The sequence below is a fragment of the Streptomyces sp. NEAU-sy36 genome (genome assembly GCF_013423905.1).
Lineage (GTDB): Bacteria > Actinomycetota > Actinomycetes > Streptomycetales > Streptomycetaceae > Streptomyces > Streptomyces misionensis.
Map to the genome: position 1 here is coordinate 516,817 of NZ_CP058977.1, position 23,959 is coordinate 540,775.

Sequence of the window (23,959 nt, forward strand, 5' to 3'; positions counted from 1 at the left end):
GCAAACCCTCGCTGAGGTTCCCGCCGACGCCCCGGATCGGCATGACGTGACGAAACCGCGACAATCCCCGTCCTCACCAGGTCTCTACGGGTGCCCGTACAACTCCCCGTAGGACGGCCACGTCCCGCCGGGTCCGTCCACCGACTCGGCCGCGCGCACGGCCCGTACGATCGCCCGGGTCACCAGGTCCGCGCCCGCGGCGAGCAGTTCGTTGAGGGCCAACGGGTGCGCGTCCAGCGGGCGGGCACCGGTGGCCAGGGCGAAGACCGTGTCGCCGTCGTGCAGCAGATGGACCGGGCGCACGGCGCGGGCGATGCCGTCGTGGGCGGTGCCCGCCAGCTTCTGGGCCTGGGCCTTGGACAGGTCCGCGTCGGTCGCGACCACCGCGAGCGTCGTGTTCAGCGGCGGCGGCGTGCTGCCGGCCCCCGCCTCCGCCAGCCGCCGCCGCGCCGCCTCGTGCACGTGCCGCTCCGGGTAGGCGACCCGGCCCTCGTACAACTCCCCGTACAGCACCCCCGTCTTCGGATCCAGCACCGAGCCCGCGGCGTTGGCCACCACCAGCGCGGCCACCGTGATCCCCGAGCCGAGCACCGTGCTCGCGGTGCCCACCCCGCCCTTGAGCAGGCCGGCCGCCGCCCCGGTGCCGGCCCCCACGCAGCCCTGCGGCACCGGGGCGCCCGGCGCGGTCGCGGCCGCCGCCTCCACCGCGGCGCGTCCCGTCGCGGCGTCCGGCCGGGCGCGGAAGTCGCCGCCGCGCCCCAGGTCGAAGACGCACGCGGCGGGCACCACCGGCACGACGTGCGCCGGGTCCGTCCCCACCGGCACGCCCCGCCCGCGCTCCTCCAGCCAGGCCATCACCCCGGACGCCGCGTCGAGCCCGTAGGCGCTGCCCCCGGTGAGCACGATCGCGTCGATCCGCTGGACCATGTTGCGCGGATCGAGGGCGTCGGTCTCCTTGGTGCCGGGCCCGCCCCCGCGCACGTCCACGGCGGCGACGGCGCCGCCCTCCGGGGCCAGTACGACCGTGGTCCCGGTGAGCCGGCCGTTCCCGGTGCGGGTGGCGTGCCCCACCCGCACCCCGGCGACGTCGGTCAGTGCGTCGACTGTCATGCCGGCCAGTCTGGCCCACTCCCGGCCGGCGCCGAAGGGGTCAGCCGGCCGGTGTCGTGGCGGTCGCCGCGCGTCGCCCGCGCTCCGTGCGCGCCGTCAGCGTCACCCCGGCCGCCACCGCCGCCGCGCAGACCAGACCCGCCGCGAGCACCGCCCGCTCGCCGAGGAAGGTGCAGCAGAGCACCAGCAGGGCCGCGACCGGCAGCACCAGTTGCTGGGCGACGCCCACCTTGAAGTGCCGGGCGTGCAGCACCCAGACGGCGAGCAGGTACAGCGCCGTGGGCAGGGTCACCGCCGCCGAGGCGGCCGTCGCGGAGAGGTGCGAGGAGCCGACGGCCTGCTCCACGGACACCTCCAGGCCCGCGCCGATCGCCGCCGCCGACGCGAAGATCAGGTAGTGGCCGTAGCCCCACAGGAACGCCCGCTTGCTGGAGCGCAGATGGCCGTGGATGGGCACCACGAAGTAGATCCACCAGGCGGAGAAGACGATCAGGAGCCCGCCCCCCGCGATCGGCACCAGCTCGCCCAGGGCGGAGTGCCTGTCCACGGCCGACTTCACCGCGACCGTGGCCGCGGAGATCGTCTCGCCGAGCACGATGATCGTGAACAGGCCGTACCGCTCGGCGATGTGGTGCGGATGCCAGGACGTCTCGTGACGGCGCTCGGCGAACAGCGGCACGCACATCTCCAGGATTGCCATCACCAGGAACACCCAGGGACGGGCCGGCTGCGGCAGCACGACCAGGCCCAGCCAGCCGATCTGGCACAGCAGCACGCCGCCCGCGTACCGCAGCGTGGCCTGGCGCTCGGTGCCCCCGGCCGTGCGCGCCGCTCTCAGCCACTGGGTGGCCATCGCCACCCGCATGATCGCGTAGCCGAGCCATACCGCCAGGAACTCGTGCCGCTGGAAGCCCTGGGAGACACCGGCGGCCAGCACCAGGACGCCGGCGATCTGCACCAGCGTGACGACCCGGTAGGGCACGTCGTCGTTGTCGTACGCCGAGGCGAACCAGGAGAAGTTCATCCAGGCCCACCAGATGGCGAAGAACAGCATGGCGTAGTCGAGGACCCCGGTGCCCGGGTGCCCGTTGCCGATGGCGTGCACCAACTGCACGCCCGCCTGTGCGATCGCCACGACGAAGCACAGGTCGAAGAAGAGCTCCAGCGGAGAGGAGACCCGGTGGGCCTCGTCACGCCCGCGCGCGGTGAGCCGTTTCACGGGGGCGGAGGGGTGCGGGGCGCCGGGGGAGGCGTGGGCCGGGGTGGAACTGGACGTCATGGGTCCCAGCACAGCAGAAATCCGGGCCACCGGCTGGTGAAGGGCCCCACAAGCGGCCGGGGGGCCTCCGGGGCGGGGGTCGTACCCTGGACGCATGAGCGACGCCCCCGTATCCGAGCCGCGTGACCCGAAGCCCGCGCTGGTCTTCGATGACCCGCTGGACCAGCAGTCCTCGGACGACACCGACCGCGGCTGGGGCGAGCGGCCGGACGGCGACAGCGCGTCCGACCTCAAGCGCTTCCTCGACGAGAAGCCGCCGCACCACATCTGAGCCGGCGGCGGACACCGGTCTAACGCTTGTCGTCGTGCCCCGCAGCGCGCTGGGCCAGCAGCGCGTCGCGGATCTCCTTGAGGACCTCCAGCTCGGTCACCTCGACGATCTCCTTCGTGCCCTCCCGCGCGGCCTTGCGGTCCGCCTGGCGGGCCAGGTACTTCGACATCGGCAGGACCATCAGGAAGTACACGACGGTCGCGGTGATCAGGAAGGACAGCGCCGCGCCGAGGACGGAGCCCCACATCAGCTGGATGCCGTGCGTCCCGTGGCACGAGCCGCTCAGGCACGTGCTGTAGTTGTCCAGGTTCTGCGTGCCGATCGCACCGACCAGCGGGTTGATGATCCCCTTCACCAGCGCGTTCACGATGTTCGTGAAGGCGGCGCCGATGACCACCGCCACGGCCAGGTCGATGACGTTGCCGCGCATCAAGAAGGCCTTGAAGCCCTGCCAGACGCTCGGTTCCTTCTTCGCGCTCACCTCTGGGACGCTCCTCGTGTACACAAGTTGTGGAACAAAACGCTCCGCAACCTACGGCACGGTGCCGCCATCCTGTCCAATTCTGTCCCTCGAACGAGCGACTTGACGGCGAGTCGTCAAGCAGTGGACCGCCCCGGTTCAGCACAGCGTCACCGCCAGTCGCGCCGTGGCGCCCGCACCGACGAGCGCCGTCGCCGTGGCGCGCGGCACCGTCAGCACGATCAGCGCGCCGCCCTCGGCCACGCCGTCCGGCGGCCGCGGCACCCCCGTCACCCGCGCTCCGCGCGCGAGCACCCGGGCACCGCTCCCGGCCGCCGCGTCCTGCGCGGCCACGACGTCCACCCGGTCACCGGGGCGCAGCAGCCGGACCGTGTCCGCGTCCGCGATCCGCACGGGGGCCGCCACCAGTTCCGCCGGGCGCTGCCGGTGCGGTGCGGCCGCCGGGTGTCCGCGCGCGTATCCGGTGGGCGGCGCCGCGGCGGGGCGGTCCGCCGGAGCGCGCGGCCCCGCCGCCACCAGCGCCGCCGCGGTCACCGCGAGGCCGGCCGCCACCGCCCGCCCCCGGTGCCGTACCAGGCGCTGCACCCGGTACCTCCCGCCGCGCACCCGCACCGGGGCGAACGGCGGCACCTCGCAGGTCGCGGGCGCGTCCGTGCCCAGGGGCCGCGGCAGCCGCGGAAAAGGCGACTGCCCGGCGGGCGGGGACGGGGGAGGTGGGGGCGGAGGCGGCGAAGGCAGCGGGGACGAGGACGGGGAAGGCCAGGGCGGCAGGGACGTGGGCAGGGAGGACGACGGCTGGGCGGACAAGGGGGTGGGCATCGGGATCACCGCCTGCGACGAGGAATTCGGCTTGCGCTGCCACGATGACGCCTCGCGCCGAATCCCGCCGGAGCCTGTGGACCGCAGGTCGCCTGTGGACAACTCGCCCACCCGAACGAGCCGTTCCGCTCCCGCTGCGGAGCCCCGCCCACGCACCGGTCACGGCACTCCACCGACGTCGCCGGTCCGCTGGGGCCCTCCGCGTACGCCCCTCGGTCCGCTACGGCACCCCGCTCCCGCTACAGCGACCCCGCCCCCGCTACGGCAGCTCGAAGCCCGGATTCATCCCGCCGAGCGCGTGCGTGCACAGGCAGTCGCGCGCCCCGTTCTCCGGCAGCGCGGCCACCGCGTCGAAGAGCACCCCGCGCAGCCGCTCCACATTGGCCGCGAACACCCGCAGCACCTCCTCGTGGGAGACGCCCTCGCCGGTCTCGGCGCCCGCGTCGAGGTCGGTGACCAGGGTCAGGGAGGTGTAGCACAGCTCCAGTTCGCGGGCGAGGGCCGCTTCGGGATGGCCGGTCATGCCCACGACCGACCAGCCCTGCGCCTGGTGCCACAGCGACTCGGCGCGCGTGGAGAAGCGGGGTCCCTCGACCACGACCAGCGTGCCGCCGTCCACCGGTTCCCAGTCCCGGCCCCGGGCGGCCTTGAGCGCGACGGCCCGCCCGGTGGGGCAGTAGGGGTCGGCCAGGGAGACGTGCACGACGTTCGGCACCGTGCCGTCGGGCAGCGGCAGCCCGTCGAAGTAGGACTGCGCCCGGGACTTGGTGCGGTCGACGAACTGGTCCGGCACCAGCAGGGTGCCCGGCCCGTACTCGGGGCGCAGGCCGCCCACCGCGGAGGGGCCGAGCACCTGGCGCACGCCGAGGGAGCGCAACGCCCACAGGTTGGCGCGGTAGTTGATGCGGTGCGGCGGCAGATGGTGGCCGCGGCCGTGCCGGGGCAGGAAGGCGACCCGCCGGCCGGCGATCTCGCCGATGAAGAGGGAGTCGCTGGGCGGCCCGTAGGGGGTGTCCACCCGGACCTCGGTCACGTCCTCGAGGAACGAGTAGAAGCCCGAGCCGCCGATTACGCCGATCTCTGCGTTCGCCATGGCCAAGACATTAGCTGGCCGCGCGCCCGCGCAGCAGGGGGTTCCACAACGGCCTCCGTGCCCCGGCCGGGGGACGCCGAGGGCCCCGCCGTCGTGTGACAGCGGGGCCGGCGTCGAGCGGAATGCCTCAGGCGGCGGAGGTGCCGGTCGAGCTGGACGCCGACGACGCCGAGGACGACTTCGAGTCGGACGACGTCGAGGAGCCGGACGTCGACGAGGAGCCGGACGACTTCGCCGCCGGGCTGCTGCTCGACGTGGAGCCGCGGGAATCGTTGCGGTAGAAGCCGGAGCCCTTGAAGACGATGCCGACCGCGGAGAACACCTTCTTCAGGCGGCCACCACAGCTGGGGCACTCGGTCAGGGCGTCGTCGGTGAACTTCTGCACCGCCTCGAGGCCCTCGCCGCACTCGGTGCACTGGTACTGGTAGGTCGGCACTGTCTTCCTCCTGGCACTCTCACTCAATGAGTGCTAACGACGCTCCATAGTGACGCATTCCCGGGGATCAGTCCACCGTGACCGGCGTGCGGTGACCGACGCCACGCGCCACCTCCTGGCTCTCCCGGCGTCCGGCGAGCCGCGAGCGCAGTGCGAGCAGGGTCACCAGGGCGAGCACCGTGCCGCCCATCGGCACCAGGAATCCCGAGCCGTCCCACAGCCGGTCCTCCAGCTGCCCGGCCACCGTGACCGCGGCCGCCTGGCCCAGCGCCACCGCGCCGGTCAGCCAGGTGAAGGCCTCGGTGCGCGCGCCCGCCGGCACCAGCTTGTCGACCAGTGTGTAGCCGGTGATCAGCGACGGCGCGATGCACATGCCGACCAGCAGGCCGAGCGCGCCGAGCAGCGGCACGGAGTGCGCCGTCCACAGCGCGGAGGCGGCCACCGCGAGCGCCGTGTAGCCGACGACCAGGCGGCGCTGGGGGGCCGCCTTCCAGGCGATGGCGCCGCAGACGATGCCGGACAGCATGTTGCCGGCGGCGAACACGCCGTACAGGACGCCGTTCAGGCCGGGTTCGCCGATCGACTGGGTGAAGGCGGCCAGGGAGACCTGCATGCCGCCGAAGACCGAGCCGATGCCGAGGAAGGTCACGACCAGCACGCGCACCCCGGGCACGCGCAGCGCGGAGCCGTGGTCCTCGCGGGTGTGCCCGTCCCGCGCGGTCACCCGCGGCTGGGTGCTCTTCTGCGCCGCGAACAGCAGACCGCCGACGAGGGTCAGGCCGGCCTCGGTGAGCAGGCCGGCCGCCGGGTCGACGGCGGTGCACAGCGCGGTCGCCAGCAGGGGCCCGAAGACGAAGGTCAGCTCGTCGGTGACGGACTCGAACGCGGCGGCGGTGGCCATCAGGGGCGTGCCCTGGAGCTTCACGCCCCAGCGCGCCCGGACCATGGGGCCGACCTGCGGCACCGAGGCGCCGGTCGGCACGGCCGCCACGAAGAGCGCCCACAGGGGGGCGTGCGCCAGCGCGAGCGCGGTCAGGGACAGCCCGGACAGCGCGTGTACCAGGACGCCGGGGAGCAGCACGGCGCGCTGGCCGTAACGGTCGGCCAGGCGCCCGCTGTAGGGCGCGAACAGCGCCATGGAGACGCCGGTGACGGCCGCGGCGGCGCCCGCGGCGCCGTACGAGCCGGTGGTGTGCTGCACCAGCAGCACGATGGAGAGGGTGAGCATCGCGAACGGCTGCCGCGCCGCGAAACCGGGGAGCAGGAAGGTCCACGCGCCACGGGTGCGCAGCAGTGGTCCGTATCCCGGGCGGGAGGACGCCGTCGAGGTCTTCGCCGATTCGTCGGTGACCGTGGATCCCACGGCCCGTGCCTTTCCGCCGCCTGGTAGCGCGCGGGCCCCGTGCGGGTCCGGTCGCCGAGAGCTGTCCTCTTGCGCGGACTGCGGTAGATGCCGGCGCCACGCAGAGGTGGGGTCGTCCCGGCCGCCATACGGTCGCGCCAGCTCTGCGTCAGGCAGAGTTGGTTCGATCAGGGTGCGCCCTCATCGTACAGGCGTCACCGTTTTCCGGTCCCCGAGCCGCCGGCCTGCGCCCCGTCCGTGCCCAGCCAGCTCGCCAGCTTGCCGCCGTGGGCGACCGCGCGCAGCCGTCGCTCCGCCGCGTCGCGCACCGGATCGGTGGCGACCACCAGGAGTTCGTCGCCGCGCCGCAGCACCGTGCTGGGCAGCGGAACGAACGATTTTCCTTCCCGGACGACGAGGGTGACCGCGGAGCCCGACGGCAGCCGCAGCTCGGCGATCTCCACGCCGTGCATCCGCGACTCCTCCGGGATGGTCACGGACAGCAGGTGCCCGCGCAGCCGCTCCAGGGGCGCCGACTCGATGCCGAGGTCGGCGGCCTCGCCCTTCTCGCCGAGCCGCAGCTTGCGCGCCAGCCAGGGCAGGGTCGGTCCCTGCACCAGGGTGTAGACGACGACCAGGACGAAGACGATGTTGAAGATGCTCCGGCTGCCCTCGACGCCGTTCACCATGGGGATCGTCGCCAGGATGATGGGCACGGCGCCGCGCAGCCCGGCCCAGGACATCAGGGTCTGCTCCTGCCAGGGCACCCGGAACGGCGTCAGGCTGAGCACCACGCTGAGCGGGCGGGCCACCATGGTCAGCACCAGCCCGATCACCAGGGCGGGCACGACGTCGTCGCCCAGTTCGTGCGGGGTGACCAGCAGGCCGAGCAGGACGAACATGCCGATCTGGGCGATCCAGCCGAGTCCCTCGGCGAAGCCGCGGGTGGCAGGCCAGTGCGGGAGCTTGGCGTTGCCGAGCACCATCGAGGCCAGGTAGACCGCGAGGAAGCCGCTGCCGTGCCCCAGGGCGCCGGCCGCGTACGCCGAGATGGCGATGGCCATGACGGCGATCGGGTAGAGGCCGGAGGCGGGCAGCGCCACGTGCCTGAGCCCCCAGGAGCCGGCGAAGCCCACCGCGAGCCCGACGGCCGCGCCTATGGCCAGCTCCAGGGCTATCTCGCCCAGCAGCAGGTACCAGTGCTCGACCGGTCCGGCCGTGGAGAAGGCGACGACCAGGATGACCACCGGGGCGTCGTTGAAGCCGGACTCCGCCTCCAGGGTGCCGGTCACCCGGGACGGCAGCGGGATCCTGCGCAGCACGGAGAAGACGGCCGCCGCGTCCGTCGAGGAGACCACCGCGCCGACGATGAGGGCCTGCCGCCAGTCCAGCCCGACCAGATAGTGCGCGCCCGCCGCGGTGACCCCGACACTGACCGCGACGCCCCCGGTGGCGAGGACGGAGGCGGACGACAGGACCGGCCGGATCTCCTTCCATTTCGTGCCGAGACCGCCCTCGGCGAGGATCACGACCAGGGCCGCGTAACCCATGACCTGCGTCACGGCGGCGCTGTCGAAGCGGATGTGGCCCAGGCCGTCCTGGCCCATGACGACGCCGATCCCCAGGTAGACGAGCAGGCTGGGGAGCCCGCTGCGCGAGGAGATCCGCACCGCCGCGACGGCGACGAGCAGGACGAGGGAGCAGACGAGCAGGAGCTGGTTGAGGTGGTGAACAGTCAGCGGCGCTTCCCTTCCTTGGCCCGGGCGCGGGGACGCGCGGACGGCGCGAACACAAGATCCGAGGCTGCGGCGGACCGCATCCAAGTACTTCGTTACCTTACCTAATTCTTGACGCTTTCTTGACGTTCTCCAGAGATGACCGAACGCTGGTGCGCGTTCGTTCCCGACTCCGCGTCAAGGCGCACGGGGTCCTGCGCCTATGGTTGCTCCAGCGCTCATTCAAAGTCACAGCCCGACCTGCCGCTCGCGTTAGGACAGCAAGGACAGCGATGCCCCCGAACACCACCGCCACAACGGGTGACACCGCCACCACCGGTGCCGCGCCCGCCAAGTCCGGCAGGAAGAAGGGGCGAAGAGCCCGACTGCTCGTACTGCTGCTGGTCATGGCCGTCATCGCAGGCATCGCCTACGGCGGGTACTGGTCGGTCAGCACGGTGCGCGCCTCCCTGCCGCAGACCACCGGAACGATCAAGCTCGACGGTCTGTCGGGTCCGGTCGACGTCAAGCGGGACGCCAACGGCATCCCGCAGATCTACGCGTCCTCGGACGCGGACCTGTTCATGGCGCAGGGCTACGTCCAGGCGCAGGACCGGTTCTACGAGATGGACGTGCGCCGGCACATGACCGCCGGACGCCTGTCGGAGATGTTCGGCAAGAGCCAGGTCGGGAACGACGAGTTCCTGCGCACCATGGGCTGGGACCGGGTGGCGAAGCAGGAGTACGACACCAAGCTGTCGGCCGCCACCAAGCGGTACCTGGACGCCTACTCCAAGGGCGTCAACGCCTACCTGAAGGGCAAGGACGGCAAGGACATCTCCCTGGAGTACGCCGCCCTCAACCTGACCAACGACTACAAGCCCGAGCAGTGGACCCCGGTCGACTCGGTCTCCTGGCTGAAGGCGATGGCGTGGGACCTGCGCGGCAACATGCAGGACGAGATCGACCGCGCTCTGATGACGAGCCGGCTCGGCCCGCAGCAGATCCGGGACCTTTACCCGGACTACCCCTACAGCCGCAACAAGCCGATCGTGCAGGAAGGCCAGTACAGCGCGCTGACCAAGAGCTTCGAGCAGAGCGTCGGAGCGGGCACGCCCGTCGGCACGGGCACGGCGGGCACGGGGACCACGGGCACGACCGGCACGACCGGCACGACCGGCACGACCGGTACGACGGGCACGACGGGCACGACCGGCACCGGCACGACCGGCGCCACGGGCTCGTCCACGGGCACCACGGGCACCACGGGCACGACCGGCACCGGAACCTCGGCCGGCACCGGTTCGGGCCTCACGAGCCAGCTGGGGGGCCTCTACAACGCCCTGGACAACCTCCCGACCGCCGTCGGCGTGAACGGCCAGGGCATCGGCTCCAACTCCTGGGTCGTCGCCGGGAAGTACACCATCACCGGCAAGCCGCTGCTGGCCAACGACCCGCACCTGGAGGCGTCCCTGCCGGGCGTCTGGTACCAGATGGGCCTGCACTGCCGGACCGTGTCGGCCAAGTGCCAGTACGACGTCACCGGTTACACGTTTGCCGGGATGCCCGGTGTGGTCATCGGTCACAACGGCGACATCGCCTGGGGCATGACCAACTCCGGGGTGGACGTCTCCGACCTCTACCTGGAGAAGGTCACCGCGGGCGGCTACCAGTACGGCGGCAAGGTGCGGCCCTTCAAGACCCGCGAGGAGACCATCAAGGTCGCCGGCGGCGCCCCGAAGAAGATCGTGGTGCGGCAGACCCAGGACGGGATGCCGCTGCTGTCCGACCGCGACGACGAACTGGTCCAGGTCGGCAAGAAGGCCACGGTCAACACCGCGGCCCCGGACCGCGGCGACGGCTACGGCATCGCCCTGCGGTGGACCGCGCTCGACCCCGGCACCTCCATGGACGCCGTGTTCGCGCTCGACAAGGCGGCCGGCTGGACCGACTTCCGCGCCGCGGCCGCCAAGTTCGACGTCCCCTCGCAGAACCTGATCTACGCCGACACCCACGGCCACATCGGCTACACGCTGCCCGGCAAGATCCCCACGCGCTCCACCGCCGACGACGGCTCCGTGCCCGCGCCGGGCTGGGACCCGCAGTACCGCTGGACCGGCTTCATCCAGCAGGACGAGCTGCCGTACGAGCTCGATCCCAAGCGCGGCTACATCGTCACCGCCAACCAGGCCGTGGTCGACAAGGACAAGTACCCGTACACCCTGACCACCGACTGGGGCTACGGCACCCGCAGCCAGCGGATCACCGACCTGATCGAGTCCAAGATCAAGGGCGGCGGCAAGATCTCCACCGACGACATGCGGCAGATGCAGCTGGACGACAGCAGCGAGATCGCCAAGCTGCTGGTGCCGAAGCTGCTGAAGATCAACCTGGACGACAAGAACGTGCGCGACGCGCAGAAGCTGCTGGAGGGCTGGGACTACACCCAGGACTCGGACTCGGCGGCCGCCGCGTACTTCAACGCCGTCTGGCGCAACATCCTCAAGCTCGCCTTCGGCAACAAGCTCCCCAAGGAGCTGCGGGTCAAGGGCCAGTGCCTGTGGGTCGACAAGATCGACAGCACCGGTCCGGTGGACGACGACACCAAGGTGCGCGAGTGCGGCCAGCGCGCCGACGACCAGGCGCAGCCGGACGGCGGCGACCGCTGGTTCGAGGTCGTGCGCAACCTGATGAACAAGCCGGACAGCGACTGGTGGAAGACCCCCAAGGCGGGCACCCGCCCGCCGGCCGCCAACATGGACCAGCTCTTCGCCCGCGCCATGATCGACGCCCGCTGGGAGCTGACCGCCAAGCTCGGCAAGGACATCGACACCTGGAACTGGGGCCGGCTGCACCGCCTGTTCCTGAAGAACCAGACGCTCGGCACCGACGGCCCGAAGGCGCTCCAGTACCTGCTCAACCGCGGTCCCTGGAAGCTCAACGGCGGCGAGGCCGCGGTGGACGCGACCGGCTGGAACGCGGCCGGCGGCTACAACGTCGTCTGGGTGCCGTCGATGCGGATGGTGGTCAACCTCGCCGATCTCGACAAGTCCAAGTGGATCAACCTGACCGGCGCCTCCGGGCACGCCTTCAGCGCCCACTACACGGACCAGACGGACAAGTGGTCCAAGGGTGAACTGCTGCCCTGGTCGTACTCCGCCAAGGCGGTCGACAAGAGCACGAGCGACACGCTGGTCCTCCAGCCGTAGCCGCCACGATCACCCCGGAACGGCCCTCCGCGCGCGCGTGGAGGGCCGTTCCCGTGTCCACCGGCTACCGGCCGAAGCGGCGCACCCGGGACGGCGTCACCACCGCGTGCACCGGCCGGTCGTGCGCCTCGGCCGGGACCCGGTCGAGGACCTCCGTGTCGTACAGCAGCACCACCAGCCGGGGACGGGCCCCGGCGCGCTCCAGCCGGGCCAGCACCCGGTCGTACGAGCCGCCGCCGCGCCCCAGCCGCATCCCGCGCGCGTCCACCGCGAGCCCGGGCAGCAGGACCACGTCCGCGCCCGTCACGGCCCCGGGGCCGAGCCGCGCGCCCGACGGCTCGAACAGGGCCATCTTCCCGCCGTGTTGCACCCGTGCCAGGGACTCCTGGCCGGTGTACTCGCCCCAGTCGAGATCGTTGTCGGGCAGCAGCACGGGCAGCAGGACCCGCGTCCCCCGCGCGCGCAGCGCGTCCAGCAGCGCGCCCGTGCCGGGCTCGGAGCCCACCGACACGTACGCGGCGACCGTGCGCGCCCGCGCCAGCTCGGGCAGCTCCAGGGCGCGCGCGGCCAGCGCCCGGCCCGATTCCCGCACGTCATCCTCGGGCAACCCGCTCCTCACCGAGAGGAGGTCTCGCCGCAACTTCCGCTTGTCAGAGTCGTCCGCGCGTCCGTCGTTTTCCACGGGTCCTTCTCGTGCCCTTTCCTGATTTCCGTCGGCGAAGGGGCGGCCGAGTTGATCTCCGGATTGCCCCTAAAGTCACCGGTTAAGGTGGCGGGCATGACTCAGTCGCACCCCAGGATCAGCAAGGCTGTCATTCCGGCGGCAGGCCTTGGTACCCGGTTCCTTCCGGCCACCAAGGCCACTCCCAAGGAGATGCTGCCGGTCGTCGACAAGCCGGCGATCCAGTACGTGGTCGAGGAGGCCGTGTCGGCGGGGCTCGACGATGTCCTCATGATCACCGGTCGTAACAAGCGTCCCCTGGAGGACCACTTCGACCGCAACTACGAGCTGGAATCCGCCCTGGAGAAGAAGGGCGACGAGGAACGGCTCGCCAAGGTGCGGCAGTCCAGCGACCTGGCGACCATGCACTACGTCCGCCAGGGCGACCCCAAGGGCCTCGGCCACGCCGTGCTGTGCGCCGCTCCGCACGTCGGCCGCGAGCCCTTCGCCGTCCTCCTCGGCGACGACCTGATCGACCCGCGCGACCCCCTGCTGCGCCGCATGATCGACACCCAGGAGCGGCACGGCGGCAGCGTCGTCGCCCTCATGGAGGTCGCGCCCGAGCAGATCCACCTGTACGGCTGCGCGGCCGTGGAGGCCACCGGCGAGGACGGCGTGGTCCGGGTGACCGGGCTGGTGGAGAAGCCGGACGCGGCGGACGCCCCGTCCAACTACGCGATCATCGGCCGCTACGTCCTCGACCCGCACGTCTTCGACATACTGCGCACCACCGAGCCGGGCCGCGGCGGCGAGATCCAGCTGACCGACGCCCTCCAGCAGCTGGCCGACGACGAGAAGGTCGGCGGCCCGGTGCACGGCGTCGTCTTCCAGGGCCGCCGTTACGACACCGGAGACCGTGGCGACTATCTGCGTGCCATTGTCAGACTCGCATGCGAACGTGAAGACCTGGGCCCCGACTTCCGGGCCTGGCTCCGCAGTTACGTAGCCGAGGAGATGCAGCAGAGTTGACCAGCGCCGCGCCCCGCCCCACCGGCGAAGACGACCTGTGGTCGGTGGACGAGCACCTGGAGGACATCCTCTCCAGCGTCCACCCCCTGGAGCCCATCGAACTCCAACTGCTGGACGCCCAGGGCTGTGTCCTGGTCGAGGACGTCACCGTGCCGGTGTCGCTGCCGCCGTTCGACAACAGCTCCATGGACGGCTACGCGGTACGGGTCGCGGACGTGGAAGGGGCCGGCGAGGAGTTCCCGGCCGTCCTGGAGGTCGTCGGGGACGTCGCGGCGGGCGCGGACGACCCGGTGCGGGTCGGCCCCGGCCAGGCCGCCCGGATCATGACCGGCGCCCCGCTGCCGCCCGGCGCCGAGGCCGTCGTCCCCGTCGAGTGGACCGACGGCGGGCTCGGCGAGGGCCCGGCCACCGGCATGCGGGCGCGCAGCCTCGCCCCCGAGGGCGCCGAGGGCCAGGTGCGCGTGCACCGGCCCGTGGCGGCGCGTGCGCACGTACGGGCCGAGGGCAGCGACGTGAAGGCCGGGGACCGCGCCCTGGAGGCCGGTACGATCCTCGGCCCGCCGCAGATCGCGCTGCTCGCCGCGATCGGCCGCGGCACGGTGAAGGTGCGTCCCCGCCCCCGCGTGGTCGTCGTCTCCACCGGCAGCGAACTCGTCCAGCCCGGCGAGTCGCTGGGCGGCGGGCGGATCTACGACTCCAACAGCTTCGCCCTCACCGCCGCCGCGCGGGACGCGGGCGCCCTCGCCTACCGGGTGGGCGCCGTCGCCGACGACGCCGAGACCCTGCGCTCCACCATCGAGGACCAGCTGATCCGCGCCGACCTGCTGGTCACCACGGGCGGGGTGAGCGTCGGGGCGTACGACGTGGTCAAGGAGGCGCTGGCGGACATCGGCGACGAGGACGTGGCGGGCAGCGGCATCGAGTTCCGCAAGCTGGCCATGCAGCCCGGCAAGCCCCAGGGCTTCGGCGCCATCGGCCCCGACCACACGCCCCTGCTGGCGCTGCCCGGCAACCCCGTGTCGTCCTACGTCTCCTTCGAGCTGTTCGTGCGTCCCGCGATCCGCGCCCTGATGGGCCTCACCGACCTGCACCGGCCGCGCGTACGGGCCACGCTGAAGGCGGACGAGGCGCTGCGCTCCCCGAAGGGCCGCCGGCAGTTCCTGCGCGGCCGGTACGCCGACGGGGAGGTGACCCCGGTGGGCGGCGCGGGCTCCCATCTGGTCGCGGCGCTGGCCCAGGCGGACGCGCTGATCGTCGTACCCGAGGACGTGGAGTCGGTCGAGCCCGGCACCGAGGTGGAGGTCGTGGTGCTCGGCTGAGGCGCCTCCTGGTCAGCTGTGCGGGGCTACTTGGCGGTACCGTGTCGCGCACAACAGGCCCGCGCACCGCACGGCGACGGGCCCGGACCGGGAGCGCCGTACAGCATGACCGAACCGTCCCGGGGGCAGACCCCCCGATCCCCCGCACAGGACCGTCTGACGCACCTCGACGCGGCCGGCGCGGCCCGCATGGTCGACGTCTCGGAGAAGGACGTGACCGCGCGCACCGCACGCGCCTGCGGCCGCGTCCTGGTCTCGCCCCGCGTGGTCGAGCTGCTGCGCGGCGAGGGGGTGCCCAAGGGGGACGCGCTGGCCACCGCGCGGATCGCGGGCATCATGGGGGCCAAGCGCACCCCGGACCTGATCCCGCTGTGCCACCCGCTGGCGCTGTCGGGTGTGAAACTGGACCTGTCGGTCACGGACGACGCCGTCGAGATCACGGCCACCGTGAAGACCACGGACCGCACGGGCGTCGAGATGGAGGCCCTCACCGCGGTGACGGTCGCCGCGCTCACGGTGATCGACATGGTCAAGGCGGTCGACAAGGGAGCGGTCATCACGGACGTACGGGTCGAGGAGAAGACGGGCGGCAAGTCGGGCGACTGGAGCCGGTCATGAGCTACCGCGCGCTGGTGGTCACCGCCTCCAACCGGGCCGCCGCGGGAGTCTACGAGGACAAGGGCGGCCCGCTGATCGCCGACGGCCTCGCGCGCCTGGGCTTCACGGTGGACGGCCCCCGGGTCGTCCCGGACGGGGAACCGGTCGAGGCGGCCCTGCGCGAGGGAGTGGCCGCCGGGTACGACGCGATCGTCACCACCGGCGGCACCGGCCTCACCCCGACCGACCGCACCCCCGAGGCGACCCGCGCGGTGCTCGACCACGAGGTGCCGGGCATCGCCGAGGCGATCCGGGCCTTCGGCCTCGCCAAGGTGCCGACGGCGGCGCTCTCCCGGGGCGTGGCCGGGGTGGCCGGGCGCACCCTGATCGTCAATCTGCCGGGTTCCACGGGCGGTGTGAAGGACGGCCTGGCCGTCCTGGAGCCCCTGCTGACCCACGCCGTCGACCAGATCCGCGGCGGCGACCATCCCAGACCCAGCAGTGGGGGTGCGAGCTGAACGGCTCCATCTGGCCGGTCGTGCTGGCGGACGGCGACGTCGTCCTCCGCCCGATAAAGCTGCGCGACCAGGGGGCCTGGCGCGAGGTGAACCGGCGCAACCGGGACTGGCTGCGCCCCTGGGAGGCCACGATCCCGCCGCCCACCCCGAGCGGTCCGGTCGCGCACCGGCCGACCTACCGGCAGATGGTCCGGCATCTGCGCCGCGAGGCCAACGCCGGCCGGATGCTGCCCTTCGTCATCGAGTACCAGGGGCGGCTCGTCGGGCAGTTGACGGTGGCCGGGATCACCTGGGGGTCGATGTGCTCGGGGCACATCGGCTACTGGGTGGACGAGGCGGTGGCCGGGCGCGGGGTGATGCCGACGGCCGTGGCGCTGGCGGTGGACCACTGCTTCCGCAGCGTGGGGCTGCACCGCATCGAGGTGTGCATTCGCCCGGAGAACCGGCCCAGCCGGCGGGTGGTGGAGAAACTCGGATTCCGCGAGGAGGGGCTGCGCCCGCGTTATCTGCACATCGACGGCGCCTGGCGCGACCACCTGGTCTTCGCGCTCACCGCCGAGGAGGTGCCGGACGGGCTGCTCGGACGCTGGCGGCGGGCGCGCTCGGCCGCGCGGGGACAACGGAATCCGCAGAACAGTAATTGAATATATGTTCGAAATTGATCGGTGCCTGACCGTCTCTGCGGCTTTGAATTACCTCGTGCGAGCGGTCCGCTGATCGCATCGGTCGCAAAAAATGCTGGAAATATCAGCCAGATCGTGCGACACACCGGCCCAATTGGCCGATCCCCTCGGCCAAATCCCTCTACGGTGTGAGGCGTGAGCAGCAGCGGCCTCATCTACGCAGTCATTGTCGGGGCCTGGGCCGCCTACTTGGTGCCGATGTGGCTCCGTAGGCAGGACGAGCTGAACGAGGCCCGTCCGACGGAACGCTTCAGCACCGCCATCCGGCTGCTGTCCGGACGGGCGGGTATGGAGCGCCGGTACGCCAAGGACCTGCGGGCGCGCTCCACCCAGGAGGGGGAGCCGGACGCCGTCGACCCGGACGCCGTCACCGACTCGGTGGACGTCCGGGCCTTCGCCATGCCTCCGACCCGCCGTCAGATCCCCCTGGACACCGGCCCCGAGACGCCCCGGAGCGCGGAACCGGACCGGGACCAGGACCCCGCCCGGCAGCACGCACCGGCGCCCGGACGCACACCCTCGGCGCAGGCCGCCGCAGCGCGCGCCCGGCGCTCCAAGGTGCTCGCGCGCCGCCGGCGCACCACCGTGCTGCTCTTCCTCGCCTTCACCCTCGGCGCGATCGTCGCCGCCGTCGGCGGCCTCGCCTTCCTCTGGGCACCCGGCGTACCCGCCGTGCTCCTGAGCGCGTACATCGCCTATCTGCGCACCCAGGAACGCCGCCGCTTCGCCTACCAGATGGACCGCCGCCGCGCCGAGGTCGCCGCCCAGCGGCTGCGCGAGCGCCAGCCGCGCCGACGGGCGCCCTCGCCCGAGGCGGCCCGCGCCGCCGACGAACCGGAGGAGGCCACAGGGACCGACACGGACCCCGGCCTCCTCGCGCTCGCCGCGGACCGGCGCGCCCTCGTGGAACAGACCGACCACGCCGAATGGGTCGACCAGCAGCGCGAGCGGCAGCAGCGCCCGGGACGCGGGGACAGCTGGGAGCCGGTACCGGTGCCGCTGCCCACCTATGTGACCGCCCCCGTCGCACCCCGGGCCACCTCCGGCGTCGACCTCGGCGGCCCCGACACCTGGAGCTCGGCCCGCTCCAGCGCCGTCGCCCCGGAGGTCGAGGCGGGCCACGCGCCCGCCGAGGAGGACGAGCCGGCGTCCGCCGCCGGTGACCGGCCGGCCGACGGCCGCAGCGACGCGCGCCGCGCCGCCTCCGCGCGCCGGGCACGCGAGCGCGGCCGCACCCCGCTCTTCGACCAGTACGAGGACGGCGACCGCCCGCGCGCCGCCAACGAGTGACGGCCGCCACACTCCGAAAGCCGCCCCTGACCAGTCGGGGAACGGATTTCCAAGCACCCCGATCGGGATGCTAGAGTTTCACTCGTTGCAAGGGCCTGTGGCGCAGTCCGGTAGCGCACCTCGTTCGCATCGAGGGGGCCAGGGGTTCAAATCCCCTCAGGTCCACGCAGCATGAAGCCCCGGTCGGTTCTCACCGACCGGGGCTTCAGCGCGTCTACAGGAGCTTGGCGTAGCAGAGGCTCTCCGCGTGGAAGCGGTAGTAGCCGAACTTGGCGCACGGCTCGTAACCGCTGGAGGTGTACAGGGCGACGGCCTCCGGCTGCTTGGTGCCGGTCTCCAGGACCATCCGGACGCGGCCGGCCGCGCGGGCGTCCTCCTCCAGGGCGGCCAGTATTCGTCTGGCCAGCCCCCGGCCGCGCATCTGCTCGATCACGAACATGCGCTTCAGCTCGGCGTCACCGTCCGCGTAACCCTCGTCGTTGCGGTCCTGGCTGCGCCAGCCGCCGGTGGCCACCGGGCGGTCGGCCTCGTCGTACGCGATCAGATACAGCCCCCGGGGCGGGAGGAAGTCCTCCGGGGTGAGGACCGTTGCGTCGCCGTCGTCGCCGTAGCGCTCGGCGTACTCGGCCTGGACCACGTCGTTGAGCTTGATGGCGTCGGGATGGTCGAAACGGACGCGGCGGAGGTTCATGCTGGGCATCGCGCTTTCCTGCGGAGGGACCCCTCGGTGGTGAGGGCTCCGTCCAGTGTGCCGGTATCGTGCCCGGGTGCTGACTGTGACCTCGGTGAACGTGAACGGGCTGCGGGCCGCCGCCAGGAGGGGCTTCGTCCAGTGGCTGGCCGCGACGGAGGCGGACGTCGTCTGCCTCCAGGAGGTGCGCGCCGAGCCGCACCAGCTGCCCGAGGAGGCCGGACGGCCCGCGGGCTGGCACGTGGTGCACGCCCCGGCCGCGGCCAAGGGCCGTGCGGGCGTCTCGCTCTACACCCGGCGCGAGCCCGACCGGATCAGGGTCGGCTTCGGCTCCGCCGAGTTCGACGGCAGCGGCCGCTACGTCGAGGCCGACCTGCCCGGCGTCACCGTGGTCTCCCTCTACCTGCCCTCCGGCGAGGTCGGCACCGAGCGTCAGGACGAGAAGGTCCGGTTCATGGGAGAGTTCCTCGCCCACCTCAAGCGGCTGCGCGAGCGGGCCGCCGCCGAGGGCCGCGAGGTGCTCGTCTGCGGCGACTGGAACATCGCCCACCGTGAGGCCGACCTCAAGAACTGGCGCGGCAACACCAAGAACTCCGGCTTCCTCCCCGAGGAGCGCGCCTGGCTCGACCAGGTCCTCGACCCGGCGGACGGCGGCTACGTCGACGTCGTCCGCACCCTGCACCCGGACACCGAGGGCCCCTACACATGGTGGTCGTACCGGGGACGGGCCTTTGACAACGATGCGGGATGGCGGATCGACTACCACTGTGCCACGCCCGGCCTCGCCGCCCGCGCCCTCAAGGCCCGGGTGGAGCGCGCCGCCTCGCACGCCGAGCGCTGGTCCGACCACGCTCCGGTAACCGTGGTCTACGGCCCCTGAGCCGGGTTCACTCCCGCTTGCTCAGCCTCCGGTCCAGGGCCAGGGACAGTTCGGCGTCGACCACGCTGCGGGCCAGGGGGCGCAGGCGGTGCAGGTCTTCTTCGGGGGCGTGGCGCAGGACCATGGTGGTGAACAGGTCGGCCAGGGCCTCGGCGTGTTCGCGGACGCGTTCGCCGGCGGCCAGGACCTCGGCGAGCGGGATGCCCTCGCGGACCAGGGCGGAGGAGACGTCCAGCAGCCGGCGGCTGATGTGCACGATCTCCTCGCCGTCGGTGCCCAGGTAGCCCGCCTTCAGCGCGGCGGCCAGGTTCTCCGGGGTGACCTGGCCCTCGAAGCGGGCGGCCAGTTCCTCCGGGGTGAGGCGGATTGGTTCCTCCTCGGTCGGGGTGCCCACGCCGAGCAGGTCGGCGACGTCCCGGCCCTGGTCGAGGGCCTCGGCGAGTTCCGCGATGCCGGTCAAAGTGTGGCCGCGTTCCAGCAGTGCGCCGATGGTGCGCAGCCGGGCCAGGTGGTGGTCGTCGTACCAGGCGAGACGGCCCTCGCGGCGGGGCGGGGGCAGCAGCTTGCGCTCGCGGTAGAAGCGCAGTGTGCGCACGGTGATGCCGGCCAGCCGCGCCAGTTCCTCCGTGCGGTACTCGCGCGGGCCCTGACGGGGTGCCTCCGGGTGTTCTGCGTCTCCTGCCACGTCCGAAGCCTATGGTGTACCGCCGGTAACTTTCCTTCCCGCGCCCCCTACCGCTCGGTACGGAGCTGTTCTACAGTCCCATCGTGCCAGTGTTCACTGGCAGCATTTCTAGGTGAGGCGTGGAGGCTTCGGGATGGCCGAGCACGAGCATGTGAGGGTGGCGGTGATCGGGTCCGGCTTCGGCGGGCTGGGCGCCGCGGTGCGGCTGCGCCGCGAGGGGATCACCGACTTCGTCGTCCTGGAACGGGCCGGCAGCGTCGGAGGCACCTGGCGGGACAACAGTTATCCCGGGTGCGCCTGTGACGTGCCCTCCCATCTGTACTCCTTCTCCTTCGCACCCAACCCCGAGTGGCCCCGCACCTTCTCCGGGCAGCGGCACATCCGCGCCTACCTGGAGCACGTCACCGATGTGTTCGGACTGCGCCGGCACCTCCGCTTCGACTCCGAGGTGAAGCTGCTGAGCTGGGACCGCGAGGAGCTGCGCTGGCACATCGAGACCACGCGCGGATCGCTGACCGCCGACGTCGTGGTCTCCGCCACCGGCCCGCTGTCCGACCCGAAGACCCCGGACATCCCGGGCCTGGACTCCTTCCCCGGCAAGGTGTTCCACTCCGCGCGCTGGGACCACGACTACGACCTGCGCGGCAAGCGCGTGGCCATGGTCGGCACCGGCGCCTCCGCCATCCAGATCGTGCCCGCCATCCAGTCCCAGGTGGGCAGGCTCACCCTCTTCCAGCGCACCCCGCCGTGGGTGATGCCCCGCGTGGACCGTGCCATCAGCCCGGCCGAGCGCTGGCTGCACCGCTCGCTGCCGCTGACCACCCAGCTGCGGCGCGGGCTGCTGTGGGGCATCCGCGAACTCCAGGTGCAGGCCTTCACCAAGCACCCCGACGAACTCGGCCTGGTCGAGCAGCTCGCCAAGCGGCATCTGGCGCGCGCCGTCAAGGACCCGGCGCTGCGTGCCAAGCTCACCCCGGACTACCGCATCGGCTGCAAGCGCATCCTGCTGTCCAACACCTACTACCCGGCGCTGACCAGGCCCAATGTGGACGTGGTCGACAGCGGGCTCAGCGAGATCCGCGGCTCCACGGTGATCGCCGCCGACGGCACCGAGACCGAGGTCGACGCGATCATCTTCGGCACGGGCTTCCACGTCACGGACATGCCGATCGCCGAGCGGGTGGTCGGCGCGGAGGGCATCACGCTCGCCGAGTCCTGGAAGGACGGCATGAAGGCGCTGCGCGGCGCCACGGCCGCCGGCTTCCCGAACTTCATGACGGTCATCGGGCCCAACACCGGCCTCGGCAACTCCTCCATGATCCTGATGATCGAGTCCCAGCTGAACTACATGGCCGACTATCTGCGCCAGCTGGACGTGCTCGGCGGCCGCACCGCCCTGGACGCCCGGCCGGAGGCGGTCGCGGCCTGGAACCACAAGGTGCAGGAGCGCATGCGGCGCACCGTGTGGAACACCGGCGGCTGCACCAGCTGGTACCTCGACGCGAGCGGCCGCAACACCACCGTCTGGCCCGGTACGACCGGCGAGTTCCGGCGGGTGACCCGGCACGTGGACCTCGGCGAGTACGAGGTGGTCCGCCCCGCGGCGGCCCGGGAGACCCCCGAAGGCGGGAAGTCCGGCGAGCCGGCGGGCTCTTCGAAGAGCGGGCGGAACAGCGAGGTCGCCGCGTGAGCCGGATCACGGCCGTCACCTCCGGCCCGTACGCCCCGCCCGCCCCCGCCCGTGAACTCGCCGTCCCCTCCACCGACGGCGCCCGGCTGCACGTCGAGGTGCACGGTCCGCAGGACGCGCCCCCGGTCGTCCTGCTGCACGGCTGGACCTGCTCGACCGCCTTCTGGGCGGCGCAGCTGCGGGACCTGGCGGCCGACCACCGGGTGATCGTGTACGACCAGCGGGGCCACGGGCGCAGTCCGCTGAGCCCGGTGTGCACCACCCGGGCGCTCGCCGACGACCTGGAGGCGGTGCTCGCCGCGACGCTCGCGGACGGCGAACAGGCCCTGGTCGTCGGGCACTCCATGGGCGGCATGACGATCATGGCCGCCGCCGAGCGTCCCCGGCTGCGCGCCCACGCCGCCGCCGTCCTGCTGTGCAGCACCGGCAGTTCCCGGCTGGTCGCCGAGGCCCGGGTGCTGCCGCTGCGCGAGGGGCCGGTGCGTGCCTGGCTCAGCGGGCGCGTGCTCGGCTCGCGCGTCCCGTTCGGGCCGGTCACCCCGGTCGCCAAGCGCATCCTGAAGTACGGGACCATGGGCGCGCGTTCGACGCCGCAGATGGTGGAGGCCTGCGCCCGGATCGTGCACGCCTGCCCGACGCCCGCGCGGCACGCCTGGTCCCAGGTGCTGGCCACGCTCGATCTCGACCACGGCATACGGGCGTTGAGCATGCCCACCGCGATCGTGCACGGCGCGGCCGACCGGCTCGTGCCCCCGGTGCACGCCCACGCCATGGCCGCCGGGCTGCCGAACTGCGTCGGCCTGACCGAACTGCCCGGCATCGGGCACATGACCCCGGTCGAGGAGCCCGAACGGGTCACGGGCCGCATCCGGGAACTCGTCACCACGTATGTCACGGGGGCCGGCGAGCCCGCTCCCGCGCGGATCAAGGAGGGCGCATGAGCAGGGTCGGTCTGGAGGGGCAGGTCGCGGTCGTCACCGGAGCGGCGCGCGGTGTCGGCGAGTTGCTGGCGCGCAAGCTCTCGGCGCGCGGCGCGAAGGTGGCCCTGGTCGGGCTGGAGGAGGAGGTCCTCAAGGAGGTCTCCGGCCGGCTGCACAGCGAGAGTGCCCACTGGTACGCCGACGTCACCGACCACGAGGCGATGAGCCGGGTGGCGCGGGAGGTGAAGGAGCGGTTCGGCAAGGTCGACATCGTGGTCGCCAACGCCGGTGTGGCGACGGGCGGTCCGTTCGTCGACTCGGACCCGGAGGCGTGGCGGCGGGTGATCGAGGTGAATCTGATCGGTTCCGCGGTGACGGCCCGTGCGTTCCTGCCGGTGCTGGTCGAAAGCCGCGGCTACCTCCTCCAGATCGCCTCGCTGGCCGCGATCACGCCGGCGCCGATGATGACGGCGTACTGCGCCTCCAAGTCCGGTGTGGAGGCGTTCGCGCACAGTCTGCGGGCCGAGGTCGGCTACCAGGGCGTGCGGGTCGGTGTCGGCTATCTGTCGTGGACCGACACGGACATGGTGCGCGGCGCCGACCAGGACGACGTGATGCGGGAGTTGCGGCAGCGGCTGCCGTGGCCGTCCAACAAGACGTATCCGCTGGGCCCCGCGGTGGACCGGCTCGTCGCGGGCATCGAGCGGCGTTCCTCGCACGTGTACGCGCAGTGGTGGCTGCGCGGGATGCAGAGCGTGCGCGGGTATCTCCCGGCGCTCATCGGGTCGGTGGGGCAGCGGGAGATGAAGCGGTTCGCGCCCCGGCTGGAGGGGATGCGGTCCGGGCTGGTGGGTGCGGGCGGTGCGGCGGACGAGGCCGCGCGTGTCACGCACCGTCACTGATCCACATGCGGAGCGTGGTCGGCCGTGTGAATCTGGTCGTGGCCCCGCAAGGGGCCGATCCCCACTCTCATCACCACAGGAGTGAACCCCCATGGGTATGAAGGACCAGCAGGGCCAGGCCGGCCAGCACAAGGGCAAGGGCAAGATGGACCAGGCGCGCGAGCGGGCCGGTCAGCGGGGCCAGCAGCAGCCGCAGCCCGGCCGTGGCCGCCAGGACATGGACGACACGGAGATGCAGGACCGGCTCGACCACGACTACGACGCGTAGTCGGGGCGTTCGGCTTCGGCCGGGTGCGCGGGGTGCCCTTCCTCCGGGGGGCACCCCGCGTGCGTCGGTGG

General features: G+C 72.4%; 24 protein-coding genes and 1 tRNA gene. 14 read left to right on the forward strand and 11 right to left on the reverse strand.

Annotation, left to right across the window (positions count from 1 at the left end; all coding sequences use genetic code 11):
* Window positions 1-84: 84 nt before the first annotated feature.
* Both HZZ00_RS02355 and HZZ00_RS02360 read right to left on the reverse strand, forming a co-directional pair.
* Complete coding sequence (locus tag HZZ00_RS02355) at window positions 85-1,110, reverse strand: P1 family peptidase (protein ID WP_180330646.1); 1,026 nt, start codon at window positions 1,108-1,110, stop codon at window positions 85-87.
* A 40-nt stretch (window positions 1,111-1,150) separates the two neighbouring features.
* Window positions 1,151-2,389 carry a low temperature requirement protein A gene (locus tag HZZ00_RS02360; RefSeq protein WP_180330647.1) on the reverse strand — a complete coding sequence of 413 codons (1,239 nt, stop codon included), beginning with the start codon at window positions 2,387-2,389 and terminating at the stop codon, window positions 1,151-1,153.
* Between the two features lie 94 nt (window positions 2,390-2,483).
* On the opposite strand from HZZ00_RS02360, the gene HZZ00_RS02365 reads away from it, so the two are divergent.
* Entirely contained in the window at window positions 2,484-2,660 is a 177-nt protein-coding gene (locus tag HZZ00_RS02365; protein WP_180330648.1) for a hypothetical protein, read from the forward strand.
* A gap of 19 nt (window positions 2,661-2,679) precedes the next feature.
* Here the strand turns inward: HZZ00_RS02365 and mscL are convergent, their stop codons facing one another.
* From mscL to HZZ00_RS02395, 6 genes are all read right to left on the reverse strand, one after another.
* Entirely contained in the window at window positions 2,680-3,141 is a 462-nt protein-coding gene (mscL, locus tag HZZ00_RS02370; RefSeq protein WP_180330649.1) for a large conductance mechanosensitive channel protein MscL, read from the reverse strand.
* 138 nt (window positions 3,142-3,279) lie between these two features.
* A complete protein-coding gene (locus HZZ00_RS02375) occupies window positions 3,280-3,813 on the reverse strand; it encodes a hypothetical protein (RefSeq protein ID WP_180333359.1) in 534 nt (177 codons plus the stop codon).
* Between the two features lie 406 nt (window positions 3,814-4,219).
* Window positions 4,220-5,053, reverse strand: coding sequence for an S-methyl-5'-thioadenosine phosphorylase (locus HZZ00_RS02380; protein WP_180330650.1), 834 nt, complete (start codon window positions 5,051-5,053; stop codon window positions 4,220-4,222).
* Between the two features lie 127 nt (window positions 5,054-5,180).
* Window positions 5,181-5,489 (reverse strand): FmdB family zinc ribbon protein, encoded by a 309-nt coding sequence (locus HZZ00_RS02385; RefSeq protein WP_180330651.1) that lies wholly within the window; start codon window positions 5,487-5,489, stop codon window positions 5,181-5,183.
* Between the two features lie 67 nt (window positions 5,490-5,556).
* On the reverse strand, window positions 5,557-6,852 hold the full coding sequence (locus tag HZZ00_RS02390) for an MFS transporter (RefSeq protein ID WP_180330652.1): 1,296 nt from the start codon (window positions 6,850-6,852) through the stop codon (window positions 5,557-5,559).
* A gap of 194 nt (window positions 6,853-7,046) precedes the next feature.
* Window positions 7,047-8,654: a potassium/proton antiporter gene (locus HZZ00_RS02395; RefSeq protein ID WP_180330653.1), complete on the reverse strand. Its 1,608-nt coding sequence runs from the start codon at window positions 8,652-8,654 to the stop codon at window positions 7,047-7,049.
* 185 nt (window positions 8,655-8,839) lie between these two features.
* On the opposite strand from HZZ00_RS02395, the gene HZZ00_RS02400 reads away from it, so the two are divergent.
* Entirely contained in the window at window positions 8,840-11,755 is a 2,916-nt protein-coding gene (locus HZZ00_RS02400) for a penicillin acylase family protein (RefSeq protein WP_180330654.1), read from the forward strand.
* 64 nt (window positions 11,756-11,819) lie between these two features.
* Here HZZ00_RS02400 and HZZ00_RS02405 read toward each other — a convergent pair whose 3' ends face one another.
* Window positions 11,820-12,395: a 5-formyltetrahydrofolate cyclo-ligase gene (locus HZZ00_RS02405; protein ID WP_374028540.1), complete on the reverse strand. Its 576-nt coding sequence runs from the start codon at window positions 12,393-12,395 to the stop codon at window positions 11,820-11,822.
* Between the two features lie 138 nt (window positions 12,396-12,533).
* Between HZZ00_RS02405 and galU the strand changes: the two genes are divergently transcribed.
* The 7 genes from galU (at window position 12,534) to HZZ00_RS02440 (ending at window position 18,017) form a co-directional block, all read left to right on the forward strand.
* On the forward strand, window positions 12,534-13,445 hold the full coding sequence (gene galU / locus HZZ00_RS02410) for a UTP--glucose-1-phosphate uridylyltransferase GalU (protein WP_180330656.1): 912 nt from the start codon (window positions 12,534-12,536) through the stop codon (window positions 13,443-13,445).
* The gene (gene glp / locus HZZ00_RS02415) at window positions 13,442-14,764 is read left to right on the forward strand and encodes a gephyrin-like molybdotransferase Glp (RefSeq protein ID WP_180330657.1); all 1,323 of its coding nucleotides are present in this window, start codon (window positions 13,442-13,444) and stop codon (window positions 14,762-14,764) included. The genes galU and glp overlap by 4 nt, the downstream gene beginning before the upstream one ends.
* Window positions 14,765-14,869: 105 nt before the next feature.
* On the forward strand, window positions 14,870-15,382 hold the full coding sequence (gene moaC / locus HZZ00_RS02420; protein WP_180330658.1) for a cyclic pyranopterin monophosphate synthase MoaC: 513 nt from the start codon (window positions 14,870-14,872) through the stop codon (window positions 15,380-15,382).
* A complete protein-coding gene (locus HZZ00_RS02425; protein WP_074992531.1) occupies window positions 15,379-15,879 on the forward strand; it encodes a molybdenum cofactor biosynthesis protein B in 501 nt (166 codons plus the stop codon). Before moaC ends, HZZ00_RS02425 begins: the two co-directional genes overlap by 4 nt.
* A 20-nt stretch (window positions 15,880-15,899) precedes the next feature.
* Window positions 15,900-16,523 (forward strand): GNAT family N-acetyltransferase, encoded by a 624-nt coding sequence (locus HZZ00_RS02430; RefSeq protein WP_070023752.1) that lies wholly within the window; start codon window positions 15,900-15,902, stop codon window positions 16,521-16,523.
* Between the two features lie 174 nt (window positions 16,524-16,697).
* The gene (gene glpR, locus HZZ00_RS02435; protein WP_180330659.1) at window positions 16,698-17,852 is read left to right on the forward strand and encodes a gephyrin-like molybdotransferase receptor GlpR; all 1,155 of its coding nucleotides are present in this window, start codon (window positions 16,698-16,700) and stop codon (window positions 17,850-17,852) included.
* Window positions 17,853-17,943: 91 nt separating this feature from the next.
* Window positions 17,944-18,017 (forward strand) — tRNA-Ala (locus HZZ00_RS02440).
* A gap of 49 nt (window positions 18,018-18,066) precedes the next feature.
* On the opposite strand, the gene HZZ00_RS02445 is transcribed toward HZZ00_RS02440, so the two are convergent.
* A complete protein-coding gene (locus HZZ00_RS02445; RefSeq protein ID WP_180333360.1) occupies window positions 18,067-18,543 on the reverse strand; it encodes a GNAT family N-acetyltransferase in 477 nt (158 codons plus the stop codon).
* 76 nt (window positions 18,544-18,619) lie between these two features.
* Here HZZ00_RS02445 and HZZ00_RS02450 point away from each other — a divergent pair, with 76 nt between their 5' ends.
* Entirely contained in the window at window positions 18,620-19,423 is an 804-nt protein-coding gene (locus HZZ00_RS02450; protein WP_180330660.1) for an exodeoxyribonuclease III, read from the forward strand.
* Window positions 19,424-19,430: 7 nt separating this feature from the next.
* On the opposite strand, the gene HZZ00_RS02455 is transcribed toward HZZ00_RS02450, so the two are convergent.
* Window positions 19,431-20,108: a MerR family transcriptional regulator gene (locus tag HZZ00_RS02455; RefSeq protein WP_180330661.1), complete on the reverse strand. Its 678-nt coding sequence runs from the start codon at window positions 20,106-20,108 to the stop codon at window positions 19,431-19,433.
* A 133-nt stretch (window positions 20,109-20,241) separates the two neighbouring features.
* On the opposite strand from HZZ00_RS02455, the gene HZZ00_RS02460 reads away from it, so the two are divergent.
* From HZZ00_RS02460 to HZZ00_RS02475, 4 genes are all read left to right on the forward strand, one after another.
* Window positions 20,242-21,798, forward strand: a complete 1,557-nt coding sequence (locus HZZ00_RS02460) for an NAD(P)/FAD-dependent oxidoreductase (RefSeq protein ID WP_180330662.1) — start codon at window positions 20,242-20,244, stop codon at window positions 21,796-21,798.
* Window positions 21,795-22,739 carry an alpha/beta fold hydrolase gene (locus HZZ00_RS02465; protein WP_180330663.1) on the forward strand — a complete coding sequence of 315 codons (945 nt, stop codon included), beginning with the start codon at window positions 21,795-21,797 and terminating at the stop codon, window positions 22,737-22,739. Before HZZ00_RS02460 ends, HZZ00_RS02465 begins: the two co-directional genes overlap by 4 nt.
* Window positions 22,736-23,620 (forward strand): SDR family oxidoreductase, encoded by an 885-nt coding sequence (locus tag HZZ00_RS02470; RefSeq protein WP_180330664.1) that lies wholly within the window; start codon window positions 22,736-22,738, stop codon window positions 23,618-23,620. The genes HZZ00_RS02465 and HZZ00_RS02470 overlap by 4 nt, the downstream gene beginning before the upstream one ends.
* Window positions 23,621-23,711: 91 nt before the next feature.
* Window positions 23,712-23,888 carry a hypothetical protein gene (locus HZZ00_RS02475; protein WP_180330665.1) on the forward strand — a complete coding sequence of 59 codons (177 nt, stop codon included), beginning with the start codon at window positions 23,712-23,714 and terminating at the stop codon, window positions 23,886-23,888.
* Window positions 23,889-23,959: the final 71 nt, after the last annotated feature.

Bases quoted from the DNA above. Each gene is read 5' to 3' on its own strand.
- HZZ00_RS02355 (WP_180330646.1), bottom strand. From the start codon at position 1,110: ATGACAGTCGACGCACTGACCGACGTCGCCGGGGTGCGGGTGGGGCAC.
- HZZ00_RS02360 (WP_180330647.1), bottom strand. From the start codon at position 2,389: ATGACGTCCAGTTCCACCCCGGCCCACGCCTCCCCCGGCGCCCCGCAC.
- HZZ00_RS02365 (WP_180330648.1), top strand. From the start codon at position 2,484: ATGAGCGACGCCCCCGTATCCGAGCCGCGTGACCCGAAGCCCGCGCTG.
- HZZ00_RS02380 (WP_180330650.1), bottom strand. From the start codon at position 5,053: ATGGCGAACGCAGAGATCGGCGTAATCGGCGGCTCGGGCTTCTACTCG.
- HZZ00_RS02400 (WP_180330654.1), top strand. From the start codon at position 8,840: ATGCCCCCGAACACCACCGCCACAACGGGTGACACCGCCACCACCGGT.
- galU (WP_180330656.1), top strand. From the start codon at position 12,534: ATGACTCAGTCGCACCCCAGGATCAGCAAGGCTGTCATTCCGGCGGCA.
- moaC (WP_180330658.1), top strand. From the start codon at position 14,870: ATGACCGAACCGTCCCGGGGGCAGACCCCCCGATCCCCCGCACAGGAC.
- HZZ00_RS02425 (WP_074992531.1), top strand. From the start codon at position 15,379: ATGAGCTACCGCGCGCTGGTGGTCACCGCCTCCAACCGGGCCGCCGCG.
- HZZ00_RS02445 (WP_180333360.1), bottom strand. From the start codon at position 18,543: ATGAACCTCCGCCGCGTCCGTTTCGACCATCCCGACGCCATCAAGCTC.
- HZZ00_RS02460 (WP_180330662.1), top strand. From the start codon at position 20,242: ATGGCCGAGCACGAGCATGTGAGGGTGGCGGTGATCGGGTCCGGCTTC.
- HZZ00_RS02470 (WP_180330664.1), top strand. From the start codon at position 22,736: ATGAGCAGGGTCGGTCTGGAGGGGCAGGTCGCGGTCGTCACCGGAGCG.
- HZZ00_RS02475 (WP_180330665.1), top strand. From the start codon at position 23,712: ATGGGTATGAAGGACCAGCAGGGCCAGGCCGGCCAGCACAAGGGCAAG.